We start from the raw sequence: 21,103 nt of genomic DNA, 5'->3' as shown, positions 1-21,103 counted from the left end.
GTCACCGTAACCAGCAAATCAATATCACTGTGTGGCTTCAGGCCGCCATCCACTGCGGAGCCGTACAAATGTACGGCCAGCAACGTCGGTTCGAGATGGTGCTCGATGACGCCAACTACCTCTGATAGTTGAGTCGATACTTCGGCGATCACCGCTTCCCTCATGATGTTTAACTCCTGAATTAAGCCGCGCCGCGAAGCGGTGTCGGCTTGAATGAATTGTTAGGCGTCATCCTGTGCTCCCGAGAACCAGTACCAGTACATCGCTGTTTCGTTCGAGACTTGAGGTCTAGTTTTATACGTGAACAGGTCAATGCCGCCGAGAGTAAAGCCACATTTTGCGTACAAATTGCAGGCAGGTACATTGTTCGTTTGTGTCTCTAATCGTATGCCAAGGAGCTGTCTGCTTAGTGCCCACTTTTTCGCAAATTCGATGAGACTGTGCGCGACTCCTTTGCCTCGGTGCGTGTGCGACACAACAATGTGTTCGATAGAGGCTAGATCGTTCCATGTTGAGTTGAGTTCAATCTTCCCGACAAGCTCTTGGTCGATGAATGCGCCATAGCAAGCAGAGTCTTCATCAGAGTCATCATCCGAGATGTAATCCTTCCGGTAGGGGCTCACACTTCTGGTAGATAGTTCAAAGCCTTGGTCGGATAGGTGCACATCGAACACTTCACGAACAATGAAATGGTTCTCAGCATCCAATGTTTCCGCCACCTGCTCAGGGATCACCGAAATCTTCATATGACGCCTAACGCCACGCTCACCGGCAAATTAGGAGCGCAGCGAGTAATTTGTCCGTGTGTAGCGTATTGTTAGGCGCTTGTGCCTTGCCAGCGACGATACAGGCTGGCAATGCCAGACGAACAAAGAAAAGGCATTGCTTCCTTGATTTGTTCCAGCGGCCAATCCCACCAAGCCATATCTAAAAGCATAGAAATTTCTTCTTCAGAAAAGCGCTTCCTAATCGACTTTGCAGGGTTTCCCCCCACTATGGTGTAGGGTTCCACGTCTTTGGCAACCAAAGCGCGGCTACCTATCACCGCTCCATGCCCGATCTTGATCCCGGGCATGATCATGGCCTCCGAACCGATCCACACATCACTTCCTATAACTGTGTCGCCAGCCCGCTGGAATGCATCGACTGATTTTGCAAACGCGGGCTCCTCGTTCATGTAGAAGAAAGGGAAAGAAGAGACCCAATCATATCGGTGGCCTTGATTCCCAGCCATAATAAAAGCTGCGCCTGATCCGATGGAGCAGAAGCTGCCGATAATCAGCTGATCAACGTCATCACGGTCTGGTAGAAGGTAGCGAGCACAATCATCAAACGAGTGCCCATGGTAATAGCCGGAATAGTAGCTATACCGCCCTACCTTGATGTTCGGATTCTTCACCTGCTCAGTCAGAAGCTTCCCTTTGAAGGGACTCTCAAAATAATTCGTCATAAAATTTGTACCCGAAAATTCTAGAGCGACTCCACGCGTCGCCTAACGCCTGGCACAGCGGATCGCAAACCTGGCGCGGCTTTTGGCACAAAAGGCGTGACAGGTTTGCGAATCCGTTGCTGCCACTTGTTAACCCTTTTGCCAGATTTGGTAACTATAATTTATGTTAGAGGCGAAGTCTTGGGTAAAAACTGGCCTAAAATTGCTGGGGATTTCAGGAAAGTAAACATCACCTTCCGGCTCGATGTCTATTGTAGATATATGTAGTGTATCTACTTGATCGATCAGGCTTTTGTATATCTCCCCACCACCTGAAACAATGACATGATCCGTTATTTTCTTTAGGTTGGTTAAAGCATCTTTAATTGATGGAAAGATCAATACGTTCTCATTGTCAGATGTAAAACTTGAACGTGTTACGACCGCATACTTTCGGTTGGGTAATGCTCCCATTGATTCAAAAGTCTTGCGTCCAACCAACAGCCATTGGTTATAGGTAATAGCTTTAAACAGGAGCTGTTCACCTTTGGCACTCCATGGAATATCAGGGCCATTCCCGATAACTCCATTCTTCGATATAGCTACCATTAGTGATAGTTTCACAATTCTTCCTCAGAGGTTAACATTTTATTAGTAAGCATGCTCGTTTTGTCACCCGCTGATGCTTACCGTTAATTAATATAATCACTTGTATTAAATAGACTTTCTTTAAAAATACAAGACACTCTGTTATTACAAATCGTGCATGCCGTCTATCCTGCTTGCACGATGCACATTATCTCACCCAAAGAACTCATAACATTTTAATTTATTTAGCATTAAATTAAAACTCTACCGGTAAACAAGCATCTCTAGGCGTAAAAAACAGGCACTTTTTTAAATCCCAGCTAGAATAGGCTGTATAGGCAGACAGTTGCAAGACAAGGAGCGTTTTATGTCTAACAGTCCATTTTTAAATTCTATACGCACGGATATGCGACAAAAAGGTTATGCGCTGAAAACTGAAAAAACTTACCTGCACTGGATTAAGCGTTTTATTCTGTTTCACAAAAAACGTCATCCTCAGACCATGGGCAGTGAAGAGGTCAGGCTGTTTTTATCCAGCTTAGCAAACAGCAGACATGTAGCCATAAACACGCAGAAAATCGCTTTAAATGCCCTAGCTTTTTTGTACAACAGGTTTTTACAACAGCCGTTGGGCGATATTGATTATATCCCTGCAAGCAAGCCTAGACGGCTACCCTCTGTTATCTCTGCAAATGAAGTGCAACGCATTTTGCAGGTTATGGATACTCGCAACCAAGTTATTTTTACGCTGCTGTATGGTGCAGGTTTGCGCATTAATGAATGCTTGCGTTTGCGGGTTAAAGATTTTGATTTTGATAATGGCTGCATCACTGTGCATGACGGTAAGGGTGGGAAAAGCAGAAACAGCCTACTGCCCACGCGCCTAATCCCAGCAATAAAATAACTCATTGAGCAAGCGCGGCTTATTCAGCAAGACGACAACTTACAAGGCGTAGGGCCATCGCTGCCTTTTGCTTTAGATCACAAATACCCTTCTGCTTATCGACAAGCGGCGTGGATGTTTGTCTTTCCCTCCAGCACGCTCTGCAACCACCCGTATAACGGCAAATTATGCCGCCATCATCTGCATGACTCCGTTGCGCGAAAGGCATTGAAGGCAGCCGTACAAAAAGCAGGCATCGTTAGCAAGCGTGTCACTTGTCATACATTTCGTCACTCGTTTGCTACGCATCTATTACAAGCGGGGCGTGATATTCGCACTGTGCAAGAACTCTTAGGGCATAACGATGTTAAGACCACGCAAATCTATACGCATGTGTTGGGTCAGCATTTTGCCGGCACCACCAGTCCTGCGGATGGACTGATGCTACTTATCAATCAGTAAAAGTAGATAAATATCTTTATGTAGCCCTGAGTAGCCCCTGATACTTTTTATGGTGAAAAAGATAAACAATCATAGAGGGGATAAATATGAGCCAGTTCTACCATTGTTCAGATAAGTTTAAGCAAGATACTGTCAATCACAGTGACCATTCATGGTCATTACACTTCCTCCAGTTGCCAGACAATGCCTAACATAAAAACGCAAAAGCCCAAAAGTCAGAGCTTAGGTGTTCTAGGCGTTTTCTAAGCGCTGAAGAAATACGTCTTACCGTAGATTGCGTGCGTTTCTGAAGCACATTTTCCTTATACATGGCTTTATCCCAGGCAGCTTCATCAAGCTCTTGGAGTAACAAGCCAGTAATAATGCGACACTCTCGGGTTTGTAGCGAGCCGCTGGTGAGATCGGAGTTATAGCGGAAAGGGGTCATTTGTAATTATTTGTGGGTGGAGGATAGTTAACTTATTATTGTAGTTGGAAGAGGCTGCTTTCCAAACATTAGCACCTCGTAATGCTTGTTACTGTATATTAATTTATGCTCTTAGCGCATGTTAATGGGCTATTACAATGCATAATGTCCACATCAAGATAACTGTGGCTTAACACCTGTACAAGCGAAAAAAATCAATCACCTGTCCGGAAATACGGGATCACTGTAAAGTGTTGGTGAGGCAGTCTAGGAGGGGGATTTAATTTGGGATACTGATGAAAGGATTATGATCAGTTGGATATAGGATCGTACTAAGCTGAGCGGCAGGTTAGCTAGATTAGTTAACCAGATAAGTGAAATCTAGTTCCAAACTATTTTGTCATTTTTAATTTTCGTATTAGCTTACGACGCTACACCCAGTTCCCATCTATTTTGTCACTCTTCCCTAAATAATCCTTAAAAACTCCATTTCCACCCCTCCCAGTTCCCAACTATTTTGTCCGCCCACAGATGACCGGTACAACAGACGCTGCTGTACCGGTTTTTTATTGGGTCATGGGTCGTTATTTATTGAGGACTGCGAGTGCTTCTTGCTTTAGCTGATTCGCGATATTCTGCACAAATTTAAGCTGGTTCATAGCGTCGTTGAATTCTTTTTCTAAACGCTCATCGAGCCCTTCTGTTGGCATTGGCGTTTCACTTGCGCCACGATATGGGATCCATGGGTTATCCCCTTCATCATCAAAGCGAAAAGCAGGTGCGTAATAGTCAACTTCTTCTTCTAAGCCAAAGGATATGACTTGTGGTTTTTCATCACCCAAGCAAATTAGTTTTTTAACTAATTCTTTGAAAGGTACTTCGCCTTCACCTGAAAGGCTCGCTTTGTGACCAAATCCTTTTCCTTCAGGAAGGCGAACGGCATCTTTCATATGGACCTGAGTGATATTGCCTTTCATTTTATCAAAAGCTTCTAACGGTAGTTCATTAGCATTGAACATATTGCCGAAATCAAACAGCAATGAAAAATTAGGGAAATCAGCGTCTTCGACTAATTGATTAAGTTCATGGCTTTTTAGATCTTCATGTTGCTCGATAACAAACTTCAGGCCCGTGTGCTCATGAGTTTCTTTGATATACTGGATATCAGCTTTGACTTTCTTAAGTACATCTTGAAGATTCCCTTCGTAGCGAGGGTAAAAGCGAATAGAGCTAGCACGTGTTTTTAGTGCAATGTGTACGGCTTCATCAATTGCATTGGCGGCAGAAGAACTCGTTTCAATTTTTAAATCGAGGTTATATTCCTTTGCTTTTTGTCCAAAAGCCTCTAGTTGTGCATCACTCATGGTTTTTAGGGCTTTAGTTTCACCATCTTCAACATGAATCTTAGCGCCTGTTAAATGATGCTTTTTCGCTATTTCTAATAAGTCATCGGGTAAAATACGCTCTTTTCTCATGTTTAAATGGAAGGCATAAGCGTGGAGGTACAGTGGCATTGAATCAATACGATCAATAATTTTTTGTGCTTCGATGTTATTCATTTTTTCACCTGTAATGTCAATTCTATTCATTTTCTGTTGCTGCATTGATTTCGCGTTGTTTTATACGTTTAGTTAAAATTTTAGCGGTCACGAAACCTAACAAGCTAAACATGATCATCATGCCAAAAACAAAGTTATAGCCAGTTATACCAGGGTAGTTATCTAGGAAAGAGCCATAAATCGCGTAAGCAAACATCGCAGGCATATAACCAAGAATACAAGCAAATGCCATTGCAGAACCTGCATACTCACGTTTAGTCCCAATTTCTTCCATCGGGGCGAAGAAAATAGCTCTCTGGCTAAAAATAATAGCTCCGAAGCCTAATGTTGCCGCCATACCGAGATAAACATTCATATTTTCATGAGGTAACATCATGAATAAACCCATTGCGACGGCAGATAATAAGCAGGTGAACTGTAAGAACTTAGTAGGTGATTTAAATACTTTGTCCGATAAGAAACCACCAATAGGGCCTCCTACCATTTTTAGAGCATATTGGTTGATGATCCCGTAGGCACCCACTAATGCAATGGGTAACGCATAGATATCTTTCAAGAATGGGATGAAGTAAGTTAATCCACAATATGATGCATAGATAAAGAAAATAGTCATCGATGCAAGCCATAAGTTAGGACATTTAATGACACTTTTTATCCCTTCAATAACTTGCTTATTTGCCTCTGATGAATTGTCTGCAACTTTTTTGTCATCATCGCTAACGATGAAATAAGTGATAACCCCAATAACCACGGTCACAATGGTGTAGAACATTAACCCAGCTTGCATACCTTCTTTGCCTTCACCGAACAGGACAAAGACATACAATGCACCGGAAGCAATAATTACGTCTACAATACCGCGTCCAGCCTCAAGGAAACCAAATAGGCGGCCTTGTTCTTTTTTATCACCGAGTAAGCGCACGGCTTTAAGTAGTACTGGCCAATAAATAACATCTGCAAACAATGCCATGACGGCAAAGGATATGAGATAACCGGTAAATGGCGGAAGAGTGGATAAGTACGCACCACAAAGCCCAACCCCAATTAACCCTACGGGTAGAAGGATTTTTTTCGAGAATCTATCTGCAATATATAGTGATGAGAATAGACCAATGGTTTGAACAATAGTGTAAACCGTAAAACCAAAGCCAATTTGGGCATTTGTTAGTCCCCAATCTTGCTGCATAGGAACGTAAAAAACATCTTTCATACTGGATAATTTAAAAATAGTACCAGCACCAAGAATGAGAAAACTGAGTCTTATCCACTTATTCATAAATCCGCCTTAATTATTATATTTAGCGTTTATTGCTTCAAAACGATCGCTTCAACTTCTATTAATACGTCTTTTGGAAGGCGAGAAACTTCTACACAGGAACGAGCGGGGTAGATACCTTCAGAGAAATAGGATTGATAGACACCATTAAAGGTAACGAAATTATTCATATCACTGATGAAGCAGGTGGTTTTGACCACGTCATCCATAGAATATCCCGCGGCTTCAACAACGGCTTTTAGGTTTTTCATGACTTGATTTGTTTGTGTGGTGATGTCGGCACCAACGACAGAGCCATCTTCATGATGGAAAGGGCAGCAGCCCGAGATATAAACGCTATTGCCAACTTTTCGGGCTTGGGAATAAGGGCCGATGGCTTTAGGGGCATTTTCAGTTGAAATAATCATTATTGGTTCCTTTGGTTGTTATCTTGACGCTGATGATTAAATCACAATCATATTTTCCCTTCCGTGATTATTGTCAATTTTTTGACTAAGTATAAAAAAATTATACTAAGGTGTATTTTTATGGATTAAGTATTGAAAAATTTACTCTAATTTATTAAAGTTATGGGAATTTACTAAGTGGATTGTTGAGTATGGATATGAATATTAATTATGTTTTTACTGAGCAAGATCGAAAATTATTGCAGTCATACACCCCTATGATTGAGTGTCTCGGTGAGTTTTTGGGGCCATATTGCGAAGTTGTTTTGCATAGTTTTGAAGATTTACACAGTTCTGTGATCCACATTGCTAATGGGCATCTAACAGGGAGAACACTTGGAGCTCCTGCAACGAATATTGCGCTTGAGAAATTGGCTGGTTTTAAAAAGAATCATTCATCTTGGGAAGTGTATTTTAATACTAAAAGTATTCGTCCATTTCGCTCTTCTTCAACCTTAATTGTGAATTTAGATAACCAGCCGATTGGTATGGTATGTATGAATTGGGCATTAGATATGCCAATGAATGCGATGGTTGATTTGATGGGCGGGGGGAACAATTCTAAAAATGAAAACTTTTCGCAAGATGTTAATAAATTAATTATGGATCATCTTGAACCCATTAAAAATACGATCTATTTAAATAAAAACATTCCAAGTAAAAATAAAAACTTTGAAATCATTAAAGAACTCCATGACTGTGGTATGTTTGAATTTTCTGCTGCGCATAAAATTGTGTCTGTCGAATTAGGGATTAGCTCAGCGACCATATATAAGCACCTTAGAAAAATAAATTCGTAATATAGATAATAAAAATAGCCCGGAAATCTACATTTTCCGGGTTTATCTTTTATTTTTAATAACATGAATATTTACTTTGTTTTTTATATTTTTCTATTAATACATCCCTCCCATTTTCTAAGGTTATGATATGAGTAAATTGGCTATGATTTGTTGATAATTCTTTATTTTTATTTGCAATTTTAATGATGAAGTCATGTATTTTATATATGGAACCATCAGTTTCATTTTTTAATAAACTAAACATATTGATAAAAATTGCATTGTCACTATTTATTTTGTTCTCATTATGATTGTGTATTAGCTCTATTTTTTTTGAGTCTGGTGAACTGTAAATAAAGTAAAGGTTTTTTTTCGTCAAATCATTTCCAAAAGCGTAATTGTCGTATTCTAATAATTCTTTTTTTATATGGTTTTGTGGTTTATTCGGTTGTGTTTTTTTAAAACTGTTTGTTTTTCTATCTAACTCTTCAAACTTCTTCTTTAATTAAGCTACACAGTCAGTGTTAATGGGCTTTTCTTTTATATTATAGATAAATGGTTTCTTATTATTAATAAAATTATTGTTTTTATTTGTCTCTATAAGTAATTTTAATTCATTTACTTTCATTTTAAATCATCTCCATTTTATTTCTTATTTTTAGTTTATTGGAGTGGAGTTATTATCGATATCAAAAAAAGAGACTAAGTCTACCTTTTTAATAAATTTTCTAAATCACTAAATATAGATTGCCATTCATTATCATCAATTTCCATGAATCCCATATAGCGCAGCATAAAAGCGCCTTCAGTGGCTAGAAAAACAATTCTGGCCTGTTTACCTTTTTCTGTTGAGGTGTCTAACTTAGCAAGCCGTTCACGGTACCAAATACGCGTACTTTCCAGATATTCAGGGGTTTGTAATAAGGATGCCATTAAAGAAGCGCCTTTTGCCATCGAGACTTTGTCGTGCTGGTGGGTCGCTTGCATATGCGCAAAAATTTGCCCTTCAGGGGAGTTATCTTGTTCAATTGTTTGATTGAAAATTTCATCATAGGACTGGCCCCAACGCTCAAACATTGCATCGATTAAGGCATCTTTATTGCCAAAACAGTACTGAACACCGCCTTTGGAAATCCCCATTGCTTTGGCGACTGCGTCGATAGTGAGCGCTGTAGCGCCTTGCTGTAGAACAATGTCTTCAGCAGCATCAAGTAATTTTTCTCTATCGATTGTTCGTTGACGTCCCATTTAGAAAAACCTCTTTTCAATACGTACGTATGGATTTATATTGTAGCACGATCAGCACAGAAATCATGATCAAATAAACTCATTGAGAGAATTTTATGTTAACCGATTATAAGCGCTGGATAGTGCTTCTATTAGTTTCAAGTGTACTATTTCTTATCGTTATTGATGTCACTGTACTGTATACCGCTTTACCTAAATTAACCCATGATTTAGGCGCTACGTCATCTGAAAAACTGTGGATAATGAATGCTTACCCACTGGTGGTCGCTGGTTTATTACCTGCGGCAGGGATGCTAAGTGATAAAGTCGGTCACAAGCAAATGTTTTTGTTGGGGTTACCATTATTTGGTTTAGCTTCGTTGTGTGCAGCTTTTTCACCAACAGCAACCAGTTTAATTTTGTCTCGTGGCTTTTTGGCTGTAGGTGCTGCAGTAAGTATGCCTGCCACCCTTGCGATTGTAAGACATGTTTTTTTAGACCCGAAAGAAAGAGCTCTCGCTATTGGAATATGGTCGGCAGTTGCTTCAGGTGGCGCGGCTATTGGCCCTTTGATCGGCGGTATCTTACTTAACCACTTTTGGTGGGGCTCTGTTTTTCTCATTAATGTGCCGGTCGTTTTATTGGTTATTCCGTTTGCGTGTTATTTGATCCCTAAATGTGGTGGTAACAGCGATAAAAAAATCGACATTCTAGGTTCTATTTTAGTATTAATTGGTCTAATTGGTGTTATTTATGCGTTGAAGGAGCTCGGTAAACCTTATACCGATTGGCCAGCGGTATTGGTTTCGGGTGTTATTGGGGTTTTCTTTTTGGTGGTATTTAGAAATCGACAAGTTAAATCCACATCACCAATGATTGATTTTACGTTATTAAAGCACCCTAAATTCAATGCAGGGCTGATGATGGCGGTTTTATCCATTGTAGTTATTGTTGGTGTCGAGTTATTACTAAGTCAACGTCTACAGCTGGTTTTGGGTTATACCCCGTTTGAGGCAGCGTTATATATCATTCCAATTCCATTGGCTTCGGTGATAGCTGCGCCATTGGCAGGTATGTACCTTCATAAATTTGGTGAGGTAAAACTCACTGTTTTTGGGTTTACTTGTACGTTAATTGGTGTTGTTGGTTTAACGATGGTGTACCAAACCTCGACAGGTATTCTGTTACTTTCATTCCTCTTTTTGATAGGTTTTGGTTTGGGTGCTATTTTTACAACGGCTTCGACCACGGTGATGTTAAATGCCCCCGATGAAAAAGCAGGTATGGCGGCATCAATTGAAGAAATCGCTTATGAAATTGGCAGCGTTTTAGGCGTAACGTTTATGGGGGGACTAATGAGTGCTATCTATACGTTAAAACTTTCACTGCCTGAAGGTATAACTGTCAGTGATAAAGTTTATGACAGTATTGATGAGGCCTTATTAGTTTCTGAATCACTGCCAGCCAATAATGCATTTGCGTTGATAAATCAGGCCAATATTGCCTTTGACCATGCTTTCTTAGGGGTGATGGTAGCAACTATTTTTGTTCTGCTGATCAGTATTATTGTTCTGCCTTATTTTTTACGCTCCCAAAAGGTATTAACGAACTCATTAGATTGATTTTTCATTAAAGAGGGAGCTTTGGCTCCCTTTTGCTCTTTTTTATCTGATTTTGCGGATTAATACCGTTGCGAGTAATGGGCTAATAGCAAATAGGGCGAATAACCAGATTGAAGCTTGCTGTGCTCCCGCAATCCCCCCAGGGTTAATTAGCCCGCTATTATTGACGACGACTCCCACTAAGGCGGCAGATAGCGCGGTTGCATACAATTGAATGGTAATAATGGAAGAGGATGCGAGGTTTTCCTCTCCCTCTGGCGCATTTTTAAAAACACGCAATACCAGATGAGGCCAACACACACCAATTCCTAGACCCACCCCTGCCATGGCGATGAGATAAATAACGAACAGTGGCCATGATTCAATAAGCTGTTGATTATGCGTTAAAACAGCAAGAACAATTAAAGACATCAATATGATGACCGGCCCTATTCGAATAATTCGGATAACAATCGCCCCCGTTTTATTGGCACTAAAGAGCGCTCCGATGGTCCAACCTGCGGCCATTATTGCGGTTAAATAACCCGCAGTGAGTGGAGAAAACTGATGGATGGTTTGTAAGAAATAAGGGACATAAATTTCTGTTGTCATGCCTCCAACTAACAAACACATGGTTAAAAATATGACGCCAAGTGGGCTTTTGAGTGAATAGGATCCAGTTGGTAATAAGCGTCTGTCATTTTTGCCATCGAGTAAGGCAATAGTCAGCAGTATGGCTAGACCAATTAACAAACCAATAAGGTTTATGAATAAACTTTCAGACAAACTTCCAATTGAAATAGCAAGAACGGATATCACTAACAAAGAAATCGCTAGGAATGGAACTTTGCTGTTTTTTGGTGCTTGAGTTTGCTTTTTAGGAAGTTGATTGATGACAATGAGTGCGAGAAAAACAGCGACAGGCAGTAAAGCCCAAAATGCCCAACGCCAGTGGCCACTTTCTGCAAAAATCCCCCCAATTGCAGGGCCACAGAGTGTTGCTATTCCCCACATACCCGAAACAACTCCCATTGCTCGGGACCATAAGTTTTCGGTAAAGACAATGCGGATCAATGCATAGCTAAGAGCAAATAGAATACCACCCCCCAGCCCTTGCAATGCTCTACCACCAAGTAATACCAGCATTGATGGGGACGCTGCACACCAAATAGACCCCAAAGAAAAGAGAATGAGTGCGAATAAATAAGAATATTTAGGCCCAAAACGGTCTAATACTTTACTGGAAAGGGCTGAACCGACAATGGATGTTGCTACAAATAAAGTGGTATTCCATGCGTAATATTCGAGACCACCAATATCGTTAACGACACTAGGCAATATGGTTGTTACGATATAAATATTGATAGCATGTAGTGCAACACCTCCAGTTAGGGCAATAGTGAGTAATGCATTAGTGCCACTGAGTAAATCAGCCCATTTGGCTTGAGGTATGGTTGATGTTTCATTGCTCATAGAGAGACCCGCTAGACGGAATAGTAGAAAAAGAGGTATTATCCAAGTAATAGCTTGGATAATAGAGTCGCATAATGATTAATGCAAGTAATTACTTTGATAATTTAAATTTGACACAGGCCGTGGATAAGGTTCTTTTTTGTATCAAAACTAAAGGGCCAATTTCTACCGCTGTGATCGCAAATGATTTAAATATGACCGGAGAAGCTGCAAGGCAGCACATCCAAAAACTGACGTCATTAGGGTTAGTAGAGGGGGCGCAGTGCTTATCGCAAACAGGGGCAGGACGTCCTCGACAAAATTGGGTATTAACGGAGTTGGGGCATCAACGCTTTCCTGATACTCACGCGCAACTTGCTCTGCAATTGATTGATTCCGTTCGTACTATTTTTGGAGATGAAGGACTAGAAAAGCTGATTAACCAAAGGGAAACGGAAAGCAGAGAAAAATATTTTGCCCGTTGTAAAAATTTACCATTAGCTGAGCGGCTTGAAGCATTGGCTGAAGTGCGTAGCGAAGAAGGGTATATGGCGAAGGTTGAGCAAGATGGTGACAGTTGGTTGTTTATCGAAAACCATTGTCCAATTTGTGCAGCAGCCACTGCTTGCCAAAACTTTTGTCGGTCGGAATTGGCGTTGTTCAGTGAGATTGTGGGTGATAATGGTAGCATTGAACGCGAACAGTACTTACTAAATGGTGCTGGGCGCTGTGTGTATCGTGTGAAGGTTAAAAGCTAAATACCGAGACACCTTGGTATTTAGCTTAATAATAGTATTATCTCTCAATTATTAGTGTTTCAGTTGACTCAATATATGGCGCCAGCTCTTCGTTGTTAAGCCATAACGGTTTCTTACCAAATTGCTGATATAAAGAAAGTTGATCTTGATAGTGAGGCGAAGGTTTTCCTTGCGGGGAAATAAAGCCACTTTGCCCTGGAGCTACAACGTCCCATGCGCTCACCCCTTCTTCGGTAAACACGATTAAGTCGTTTTCAGTTCCCCGATTATGGTATTCATTTTGATGGAAATTTTCTTGAGGTAAGGCTTGTGGTATACCAAAAAAATTATTTTCACGGAAGGTTAATGCCGTGGCTGGTGTTTGCCAATTAGTCGGGTTATCACCGTATTTTTCTATCATTTTTTGGTAAGTCGTATTCAAAGCCTTTCTAATAACATCATTCTGCGGTTGTCCTGAAAATAAATCGATAGACTGAGATATGGGGGATTTATCTTCTAAGAGAGATTCATACAGTAATTTTGCACCTGTACTGATATTTAATGACCCTGTTGGGCCTTCTTGCGTCGTCTCATAACCACTCGCTAGGTACCATTTATCAAATGGTGCAGGGACGGTTTGGCCTAGGGTGGCTTTAAGCATTTCTTTTAACCAGATATCGAGGATAGCAGACCCTGGGTGAATATAATGTTTTCCATCACTTGATAACTGGTTTATGCCATCCCATTGCTGGAGCATGGACACTAATTTGACGCTATTGTCATTTGATGGCAAACCTTGTGTCGCTTGAGTTAGAAATGGTGTAAATAAGCGATGATTAAGGTCGACACGGCTAGTTTGCTGTAAAATCGCCCACATATCATCAGCCGTTAACTTATCATAGGCTTCAATGCGGTTATCGATTTCTTTCACCCTATCTGCACTGCCCCATAAGAAGGCAAATAAGTCGCTAGCGGGGTAATTTTTAGCTGGAGAGTTATTCCAGTTGGCGATATAACCTGATTTGGGGTTATACACTTTTGGATTATTAGCAAAAGGTTGTATACCTTTCCAGTCCCATTCTCCCGTGCCTGATACTGGTAAACGAGGATCATGGTTTATTTGGCGATCGGGGTAGTGTCCGGTATGGACATAGCCAATGTTTCCGTCTTTATCTGCATAATACCAATTGATCGTCAGTGCTTGGTTTTGTGCTTGGTCTAGCCATTGCTGCCAGTTTTGCGCTTGTCCTTGCTTTACCCAAGCCATTAAGGATGTAAGCTCCTTGCCATCCCATGCGCGAGCTTTGCTGTAGGCGGTGTGAGTTGTCTTATCCCGTTTAACCACATTACCGTGCACAGTACGGTATATTTCAAAAGTAATGGGTTGTTCACCTTTTACATTCAATGTCTCTTGGCGAGAAAGCATTTTCTTCCACTGCCCTTGGTGGAGGTAGCTATTTGGGTCTTCAGGTGAAACTTGTTCTGCAAATATATCAACGCCGTCACCAAACCCAGCGGTAGAACCCCAAGATATATGTCCATTATGGCCGAATAAAATCGCGGGATAAGCAAACGGTGTATTTCCGACAATATTAAACCCTGCCCCATGTAAGCCGATACCGTATGTATAGGCTGGGTTAAACCAACCAAACTGTGGGCCATTAAGTAAAATGGCTTTTGCGCCAGAAGCTTTTGTTTTTCCAACAAGCCAAACATTGCTGGTGGTTGGATAGCCAGCTAGCCCATTCGCACCACTTTGTTCATATTGCTTAGCGATTAACGCATTATTTTCTTGAGAAGAAAGTGCAATGACTTTTCCAGTTGTATCTTTGGCTGTGCGTTCAAACATGGGAGCAGTAAGTCGGTAATCACTAATTTGATTCAACTGAGATGTATTTTTTGTTTTTTGTGAATCTGAATAGGTGAACTCTTCTGATGATATTGTTGTTGGCGCATTGGGATTATTAAGCCAATTAATTTGGTTAAAGAACTCTACTCCCAATTGTTCACCATACTTATCTTTAAGCGCAGTGAGTAATGCTAGGTTATCAATTTCACTATTCATATCGGAAAAGCGGTTTGCCATTGTACCGACCATAATCATAGCAACATCAAAACTCGTCCATTGGGATGGCAAAAAATCATAGTCAATGAACTGTTTTGGCATTAAGTCATCTGGCTTAGTATTGATTTGTTTAATCCATGCATTCATACCATCTGCATACCCTCTTAAAATATCTTGTTCTTGGGAGGGTAACTGATTGATTTGTTTATGGATAGAATCAGGCCAATAGTTGTTTCTGATTTCTTTATCAAAAGAAATATAATCCTTACCTAATACTTCAGAAACAGTACCTTGGGTACTGCGTTTGGCCATTTCCATTTGGAATAATCGGTCCTGTGCCACAGCATAGCCGTACCCATAGAACAGGCTATAAGTATCATTGGCATAAATATGAGGGACGCCATAATTATCTCGTTCAATTTTAATTTGAGTTGATTGAGAAAATGATGACAGTGATAAGGAGCTTAAACTTAGAACAATAGCGATTGAGATGAGGTGTTTTTTCATTTATTGAGTCCCATGTTGTTATTATTTTTCGAGACTATCATTATTGCAATGTTAATAAATGGTTAATTTATAGTTAATTGTTAATATGTGAACCACGATCACATAAAAAGATACATAAATTTAAATAAAGCATAAAAAGTGAGTCATAATTGTGATGGTGCTAATTTAAGGTGAGCGATTATTGGTTTTTTGATGGTAACGATGACTCAGCCATGCATAGATAGCCCCTGCAATAGCCCCCGCTATATGTGATTCAGTTGAGATGTATAAGTGAGTAGGTAATAAGCCGCTAGCCATTGTGCCAAAATAGAACAGTACTAATAATGCGATAGCGATATCACCCCATTTTCGCCGGAAGAAGCCTTGAGCAATTAGCAACCCCCATAAACCAAAAACCCACCCGCTTGCGCCGATGTGAACTGCATTCCTACCAATGAGCCAAACTGCTAACCCACCAACAATAATGATAAACAGTGATGCCAATATGTAAGCTTTGATGGTGCGATGAAGCAATAATGCGCTTAAGATGATAAATGGGGGCAAATTGCTGAGTAGATGCTCCCAGCTTCCATGAATAAATGGAGCGAAGAAGATACCGAGCAAGCCCCATTCTGTACGTGGAACTAGCCCAAATTGGGTTAAACCGCCAGCAGTTAAGCTATTAACCGATTGAACAATAATAAAAATTGCAACAATTGAGGTTAATAACTTAACGCGAGGATACCCTGATAAATAGCTCATTAGTGGTTGCCAAGTGCTTGAACACTTTCAACGAGTGACGCTAGCTGGCCAACAACCCGATCACCAATATCTGCATTATCTCCACCTAATGATTTGTTACGCATAAAGTCTTTCTTGATTTGTTGCCAACGTGCAGAATCTTTTTCTGTTAATGTACCACGCAGTTCAGCGAGTTTGAGTAGGTTTTCTTCTGCACCCGTTGTGAGCAGCTGTGCTTCACCCAAGTAGTGGTCATCGAGTAATCTTTCAAGTTCATTATTATTCATCACTGAAGAGACTTTTTCGCTGAGTTTATTCATATTACGGTAACTACCTTGCAAGCGAAATGCAGGCTCTGTCCGGTACTTATCGGATTGCGCTGCGCTAGCGATATAGTGTTGATTCACTTTCAATACAACATCCCGTAACTTAATTAACTTGCTGATTACCGAGGTGATTTCATTAATTTCTGCATCAGAGTATGGGTAACTTAAGGTATTGGTAGAGACAGATTTGCCCATCGCTTTATCGACAAATAAGTACAGGTCGTTCAGATCTCGTAATGCAAGAGGGGCTAATACAGGGTTTGATGTCAGGCTGTTTTCGATATAGCTCAAAGCAAATGCTTCATCCATACCCCCTAGCACCTCACCAAGGTTATAAATATCAGCGCGGTTTGCAAGCATGTCAGGGATTCGGAAAACTTCTCCAGACTCGGTATAAGGGTTACCTGCCATAACGACACAGAATTTTTTACCCCGCATGTCATATGTTTTGGTTTTGCCCTTCCAAACTCCTTCAATACGCCGTGTTCCATCACATAAGGAGATAAATTTTTGCAAAAACTCAGGGTGTGTATGCTGAATATCATCAACGTATAGCATCACATTATTACCCATTTCTAAAGCTAGATTGAGTTTTTCTAGTTCCTGTCTTGCGGTTGCGTTAGGTGCTTGTTCAGGATCAAGAGAAAGTACATCATGGCCAAGAGCTGGGCCGTTGACCTTCATAAAAATTAGCCCTAAACGGTCAGCGACATATTCCATTAAAGTGGTTTTACCGTATCCGGGCGGTGAAATCATTAATAGCAGCCCCATGAGGTCAGTGCGTTTACCTTCCCCTAAAGCCCCAATTTGTTTTGCCATATTATCGCCAATGATAGGCAAATAGACGTCGTTTATCAGTTTGTTACGTACAAAAGAGCTTAGTGGCTTTGCTTTGTATTCATGCAGTTTTAAACGGCTACGTTCTTCAGTCACAATTTGTTGGCGCAGAGTTTGATACTGGCGGAATTCGGGAATGAATCGCTTCCTTTGACCACGCATACGACTGAAGTAGTTATCTAAACTCAGTGCTAGAGTTTGGTTTTCAATGGTCGGGTGTTCACCGAGCAACCCGCTAACCTTAAAGTAAAGGTCTGCTTCACTAAAGCGAGCGGAAGCTACTTTATCTAAGATAATAATGGCAATAGCACCCGGTATGTATGGAACAAGGTGAGCAAATTCAGGGATTGAGCACAGCCCTTGTAGCCAGTTTTGAACTAATGACCAGCGCTGGGCGTAGCGAGCCCCTAAATTTTGTTGTGAGCGATTAAAATCACCCCACATATGGGCTTCTTCTAAGCGGCTCTGGAGCGCTAAAACTAACTCCCTTGCGTACTTGCTATAGACGAGCTCTATCGGAGTTCTTGCTAATACAAAACTAAGGTATTCAGCGGCTTGGGTTTGCTCATAAGCTTGGCATTGAATGGGGTTATTTTGTAAAAATAAGCTAATCCCAGCTTCGATTTCGGCTTGTAGGTCAAGAAGTGCATTGTCATTATGGAATAATTGGTGAATATTCATGGCTGTTCTTGCACGTTCAGGCCATAAAGCGGGGAAATCGTCGTTTTGTACTTGCTCCCAATAAATAGCTGCGATAGCACGGGCTGTCGGGCTATACCGTAATAAATCTGCACTTTCACCGATTGGCAGTAGTTTTTTCAGTAAAGCAACAGCATCGTGGTCATGAATGCCTTTTTCATAGCCTTCTTTATAGCGTGGGCTCGCAAAATCACGGACAATTTTTTCAAGTTTTTCCGTTGATGTTAATGCATTTTTTAGGATATCAAAATCTAGCCCTTCTTGGCGTTTTGTTGCGGCATAGATAATTGAATAAGCAAGGTATTCTGCGCGGTAAACCGTATTAGATTCAGACTCTAATGAGGCACTCCAATAAGGTTTGAGTTGTGATAGTTGTTCATTTTCTATGGGTTCTTGGAAATCTGTTCCAGTGAGATAAACCCATAGTTGTTCATTTTTTGGTAAAATAGTGAGATCAAGCTCTTGAGTGTTTACGCTGAACCGGTGACGACCGAGCTTAATGACATTCCCACCATCTTCAAAAATATCTGTTTTATCACGCAAAACTCGAATGGCTTGGTCCCGAGAGGATTTCAAACGTGCATCAATATCATCAGCTTTAACGTTATCGTTAATTTCCCTTAATTTTTCAATTATTTCACGTGTTTTAAGCGCTAGAGGGTCTGAGGCGAAGAAGGCATTGAGCTCATCTTGAGACTGTAAACGAGTTGTTCGTCGTTGCAGGCTGTCTAGTAGGCGATCTGCTGCAGTAACTAAATTTTGGGCGCGGCGTTGGCGGTCATCAATAAGAACTTGTTTATGTGATTCAAAGGTTTCGAGTAATTCTTCCCGCTTAGCCAAGATATCATCAAGAAATTCATCATGATTGCTAAATTGGCTTTCGAGTTCTTCTAACTGAACAAGCAATCTTGATAACTGATCATCGCAACGTTCAGGATCAGTGGCAAGAGACAGGGCATTGGTAATGCCTTGGCTGAACAGCCGGAATTGTGCGCCAAATTGAGCGACGGTTTCCACACTGCTTTGTGATTTTCGTTTTTGTTGTAAACGAGCTCTAGATTGGTTTAGCTGAGCATAGATTTGCGAAATAGCATCAATAATGTGGGTTTGTTGTGTGACATCGTTGAAACTCAGTGAAGCCATTAAGTTTGATAGCATATCTAAATCAGTAGACATTTTTTCCATATCCTTCATGGGAATGTCTAACTGAGCACTGTTTTGGGCTTTTTCTATTTGTTCTTCGAAAACAGTTAATTGTGTTTTAAAGGGCTGTAATGCTTTATCGCTAGCCAGGAAAACAGCGGTTTCTTGCGATACATATTGTTGATTTTTCTCTATTTCACTTTCCATTTCGCTAAGCTTTTCTAAATCCATATAGCGAAATTCGCGCAGTGAAATCAAGTGCCCGCGTTGAGCACTCAGGGCATTTAAGCCATCAACAAATTGTTGAATATCAGCCCAACTTTCAGGCAACGTTAGTGAAAGTAGTGATTTTTGGCGGCTGATGGCTTCATTCATTGATTTAGCTGATTGCTGCCGTATGCTTTCGACCTTCTCATATTCATCAAGGACAAGTTCACTTGTTTGGGTGATTTCTTTGAGCAATTTGCCAATACCAAGGCATTGTTCATCACCAAACCAGTAATAAATATCCAGTAAATTTTTTGCTTGTTGGCTGAGCTGTTCGTAGCGAGCGATAGAAATTTGGCTGCCTTCTATTTCTTTGGAAACATGTAATATTTCAGAAATACCTCGAACTAAATCTGCATTGCCGATACGCCCTAAAAAACCGCTACGAGTCGGCTGTTGGTCGGCAAATTCTTCTGAGTAAAATGGGGTCTGCCAAACTTGCATAGGATGAACGCGAGTCGCTTCTTCGCCTTCACCTTCAAATAATACCATTTTTCCGTCTTCAAGCATGGCATAGCCATGGCCAATAAGCGGAACTGAAAGTGTTCGTTCAATTAAATTGTAATTGAATAGAGCAATACGACCCTGATTTGGTGAATAGAAAACATATAGGACATCTTCTCCATTTGGAGAACGACGCAAACGGCGAAAACGCATTCCATCCATAGACTGCTCAAACGTTTTATAGTCACCATTTTGTAAGTAGTAGCCGCCAGGGAAAATAATACCGTGGTCTTCTGGTAGCTGGACACATGCTTGCCCAATGGCATCAATGCGTTGTACAGATTGAGACAGCGTGTTGTAAACCAAGTAACGCCAAGTTTCTTCTCGATAGGGTAAAACTTTTAAGATAATTAAACTGCCAGTTTGTGCATATTCAATTTGTGCGTCATCTAAAGATTGGTTTTTATCAAGAACAGCTTCTTGGTAAATCCCCAAACCATCTTCAGTGTTATTTTCACACTTGATGGTTAAATCACCGCCAATAGTTTCTATGAATACAGTGTCAAGAATATTGATGTGAGGGTATCGGCCGTTAACCGTGTCTTCCCGTGTGGTTTTTTGCCATTCAAAATCATAGGCTGGTGGGAGGGCGATATCGCGTTCACCCCGGTTATCAATATACTCAATTTTGCGTTTGTCGCTGGAGATTGACCAGCGAAAAACTCGCACGTCCGTGATGCGATCGCCAATTTGAAAACTAGCAAGAAGTTTGCCGTCCCGTTCAACAAGTTGCAGTAACTGTGTGTTCTTATAATAGGTATAGAGTTCAGTAAAATCTTGAACAAAGCGATTATCACTCAAGAAGGTATCTTCATAAGGGACTGCTTCAACATCAAACTCATTGTCGTTTTCAATTAACCGATATAGTGAAAATACATCTTCGAGGTGCGTTTCTTTTTTTAGGCCGAGGAATACGTTATAACCGAATAAGAGCCATTCACCGACGCGGACAATGTCCCTTGCTTGGCAATTATTTTCAGTACGAATGCGAATACGACCAATAATATCCATTTGGCTTTGACCAAATTCATCCAACCGCATTTCATTGAGTTGTGCGGCTTTTTGATGCAGCTGTTGCCCTTGGTCGGTCAGGCGTTTGCGTAATATTTCATAAGCACCGCCTTCTGCAACAGCGCTATCGAGTATTTCTTGTTCGCGATCCGTATCCTGAATATCTGACATTGCGC

Annotated in this window: 16 protein-coding genes and 1 pseudogene; 4 read left to right on the top strand and 13 right to left on the bottom strand. The window is 40.9% G+C overall.

What is annotated here, in order from left to right; genetic code table 11:
• From G6Q48_RS14570 to dfrA1, 4 genes are all read right to left on the bottom strand, one after another.
• The coding region (locus tag G6Q48_RS14570; protein ID WP_207393042.1) for a nucleotidyltransferase domain-containing protein at positions 1–164 on the bottom strand (164 nt) is incomplete at its 3' end.
• Positions 165–221: 57 nt separating this feature from the next.
• Positions 222–746: a streptothricin N-acetyltransferase Sat2 gene (sat2, locus tag G6Q48_RS14565; RefSeq protein ID WP_000704156.1), complete on the bottom strand. Its 525-nt coding sequence runs from the start codon at positions 744–746 to the stop codon at positions 222–224.
• A gap of 71 nt (positions 747–817) precedes the next feature.
• Positions 818–1,450: a type B-2 chloramphenicol O-acetyltransferase CatB2 gene (locus G6Q48_RS14560; RefSeq protein WP_012477387.1), complete on the bottom strand. Its 633-nt coding sequence runs from the start codon at positions 1,448–1,450 to the stop codon at positions 818–820.
• A 129-nt stretch (positions 1,451–1,579) separates the two neighbouring features.
• The gene (dfrA1, locus tag G6Q48_RS14555; protein WP_000777554.1) at positions 1,580–2,053 is read right to left on the bottom strand and encodes a trimethoprim-resistant dihydrofolate reductase DfrA1; all 474 of its coding nucleotides are present in this window, start codon (positions 2,051–2,053) and stop codon (positions 1,580–1,582) included.
• Between the two features lie 331 nt (positions 2,054–2,384).
• Between dfrA1 and intI2 the strand changes: the two are divergent.
• Positions 2,385–3,362: pseudogene (gene intI2, locus G6Q48_RS14550) on the top strand (class 2 integron integrase IntI2).
• Between the two features lie 187 nt (positions 3,363–3,549).
• Here intI2 and G6Q48_RS14545 read toward each other — a convergent pair.
• From G6Q48_RS14545 to G6Q48_RS14530, 4 genes are all read right to left on the bottom strand, one after another.
• A complete protein-coding gene (locus tag G6Q48_RS14545; protein ID WP_001353740.1) occupies positions 3,550–3,789 on the bottom strand; it encodes a BrxA family protein in 240 nt (79 codons plus the stop codon).
• A 563-nt stretch (positions 3,790–4,352) separates the two neighbouring features.
• Positions 4,353–5,327 (bottom strand): sugar phosphate isomerase/epimerase family protein, encoded by a 975-nt coding sequence (locus tag G6Q48_RS14540; protein WP_166267210.1) that lies wholly within the window; start codon positions 5,325–5,327, stop codon positions 4,353–4,355.
• A 22-nt stretch (positions 5,328–5,349) separates the two neighbouring features.
• Complete coding sequence (locus tag G6Q48_RS14535; protein ID WP_125893818.1) at positions 5,350–6,603, bottom strand: MFS transporter; 1,254 nt, start codon at positions 6,601–6,603, stop codon at positions 5,350–5,352.
• 29 nt (positions 6,604–6,632) lie between these two features.
• The gene (locus G6Q48_RS14530; RefSeq protein WP_166267208.1) at positions 6,633–7,010 is read right to left on the bottom strand and encodes a RidA family protein; all 378 of its coding nucleotides are present in this window, start codon (positions 7,008–7,010) and stop codon (positions 6,633–6,635) included.
• Between the two features lie 191 nt (positions 7,011–7,201).
• Here G6Q48_RS14530 and G6Q48_RS14525 point away from each other — a divergent pair, with 191 nt between their 5' ends.
• The gene (locus G6Q48_RS14525) at positions 7,202–7,849 is read left to right on the top strand and encodes a helix-turn-helix transcriptional regulator (RefSeq protein WP_166267206.1); all 648 of its coding nucleotides are present in this window, start codon (positions 7,202–7,204) and stop codon (positions 7,847–7,849) included.
• A gap of 690 nt (positions 7,850–8,539) precedes the next feature.
• Here the strand turns inward: G6Q48_RS14525 and G6Q48_RS14520 are convergent.
• Positions 8,540–9,079, bottom strand: coding sequence for a TetR/AcrR family transcriptional regulator (locus G6Q48_RS14520; protein ID WP_166267204.1), 540 nt, complete (start codon positions 9,077–9,079; stop codon positions 8,540–8,542).
• A gap of 95 nt (positions 9,080–9,174) precedes the next feature.
• Between G6Q48_RS14520 and G6Q48_RS14515 the strand changes: the two genes are divergently transcribed.
• The gene (locus tag G6Q48_RS14515; RefSeq protein ID WP_166267202.1) at positions 9,175–10,680 is read left to right on the top strand and encodes an MFS transporter; all 1,506 of its coding nucleotides are present in this window, start codon (positions 9,175–9,177) and stop codon (positions 10,678–10,680) included.
• 42 nt (positions 10,681–10,722) lie between these two features.
• Here the strand turns inward: G6Q48_RS14515 and G6Q48_RS14510 are convergent, their stop codons facing one another.
• Positions 10,723–12,132, bottom strand: coding sequence for an MFS transporter (locus G6Q48_RS14510; protein WP_166267200.1), 1,410 nt, complete (start codon positions 12,130–12,132; stop codon positions 10,723–10,725).
• Between the two features lie 74 nt (positions 12,133–12,206).
• Between G6Q48_RS14510 and G6Q48_RS14505 the strand changes: the two genes are divergently transcribed.
• The gene (locus G6Q48_RS14505) at positions 12,207–12,869 is read left to right on the top strand and encodes a helix-turn-helix transcriptional regulator (protein WP_102140066.1); all 663 of its coding nucleotides are present in this window, start codon (positions 12,207–12,209) and stop codon (positions 12,867–12,869) included.
• A 37-nt stretch (positions 12,870–12,906) separates the two neighbouring features.
• Here G6Q48_RS14505 and G6Q48_RS14500 read toward each other — a convergent pair whose 3' ends face one another.
• The 3 genes from G6Q48_RS14500 to G6Q48_RS14490 form a co-directional block, all read right to left on the bottom strand.
• Positions 12,907–15,420, bottom strand: coding sequence for a penicillin G acylase (locus G6Q48_RS14500; protein ID WP_166267198.1), 2,514 nt, complete (start codon positions 15,418–15,420; stop codon positions 12,907–12,909).
• A 165-nt stretch (positions 15,421–15,585) separates the two neighbouring features.
• Entirely contained in the window at positions 15,586–16,161 is a 576-nt protein-coding gene (locus tag G6Q48_RS14495; RefSeq protein ID WP_166267196.1) for a rhomboid family intramembrane serine protease, read from the bottom strand.
• Positions 16,161–21,098: a DNA repair ATPase gene (locus tag G6Q48_RS14490; RefSeq protein ID WP_166267194.1), complete on the bottom strand. Its 4,938-nt coding sequence runs from the start codon at positions 21,096–21,098 to the stop codon at positions 16,161–16,163. Before G6Q48_RS14490 ends, G6Q48_RS14495 begins: the two co-directional genes overlap by 1 nt.
• Between the last annotated feature and the right edge of the window lie 5 nt (positions 21,099–21,103).

The organism is Providencia sp. M-27 (genome assembly GCF_011077905.1).
GTDB lineage: Bacteria > Pseudomonadota > Gammaproteobacteria > Enterobacterales > Enterobacteriaceae > Providencia > Providencia huaxiensis.
This window is presented reverse-complemented; position numbering and strand designations above follow the sequence as displayed.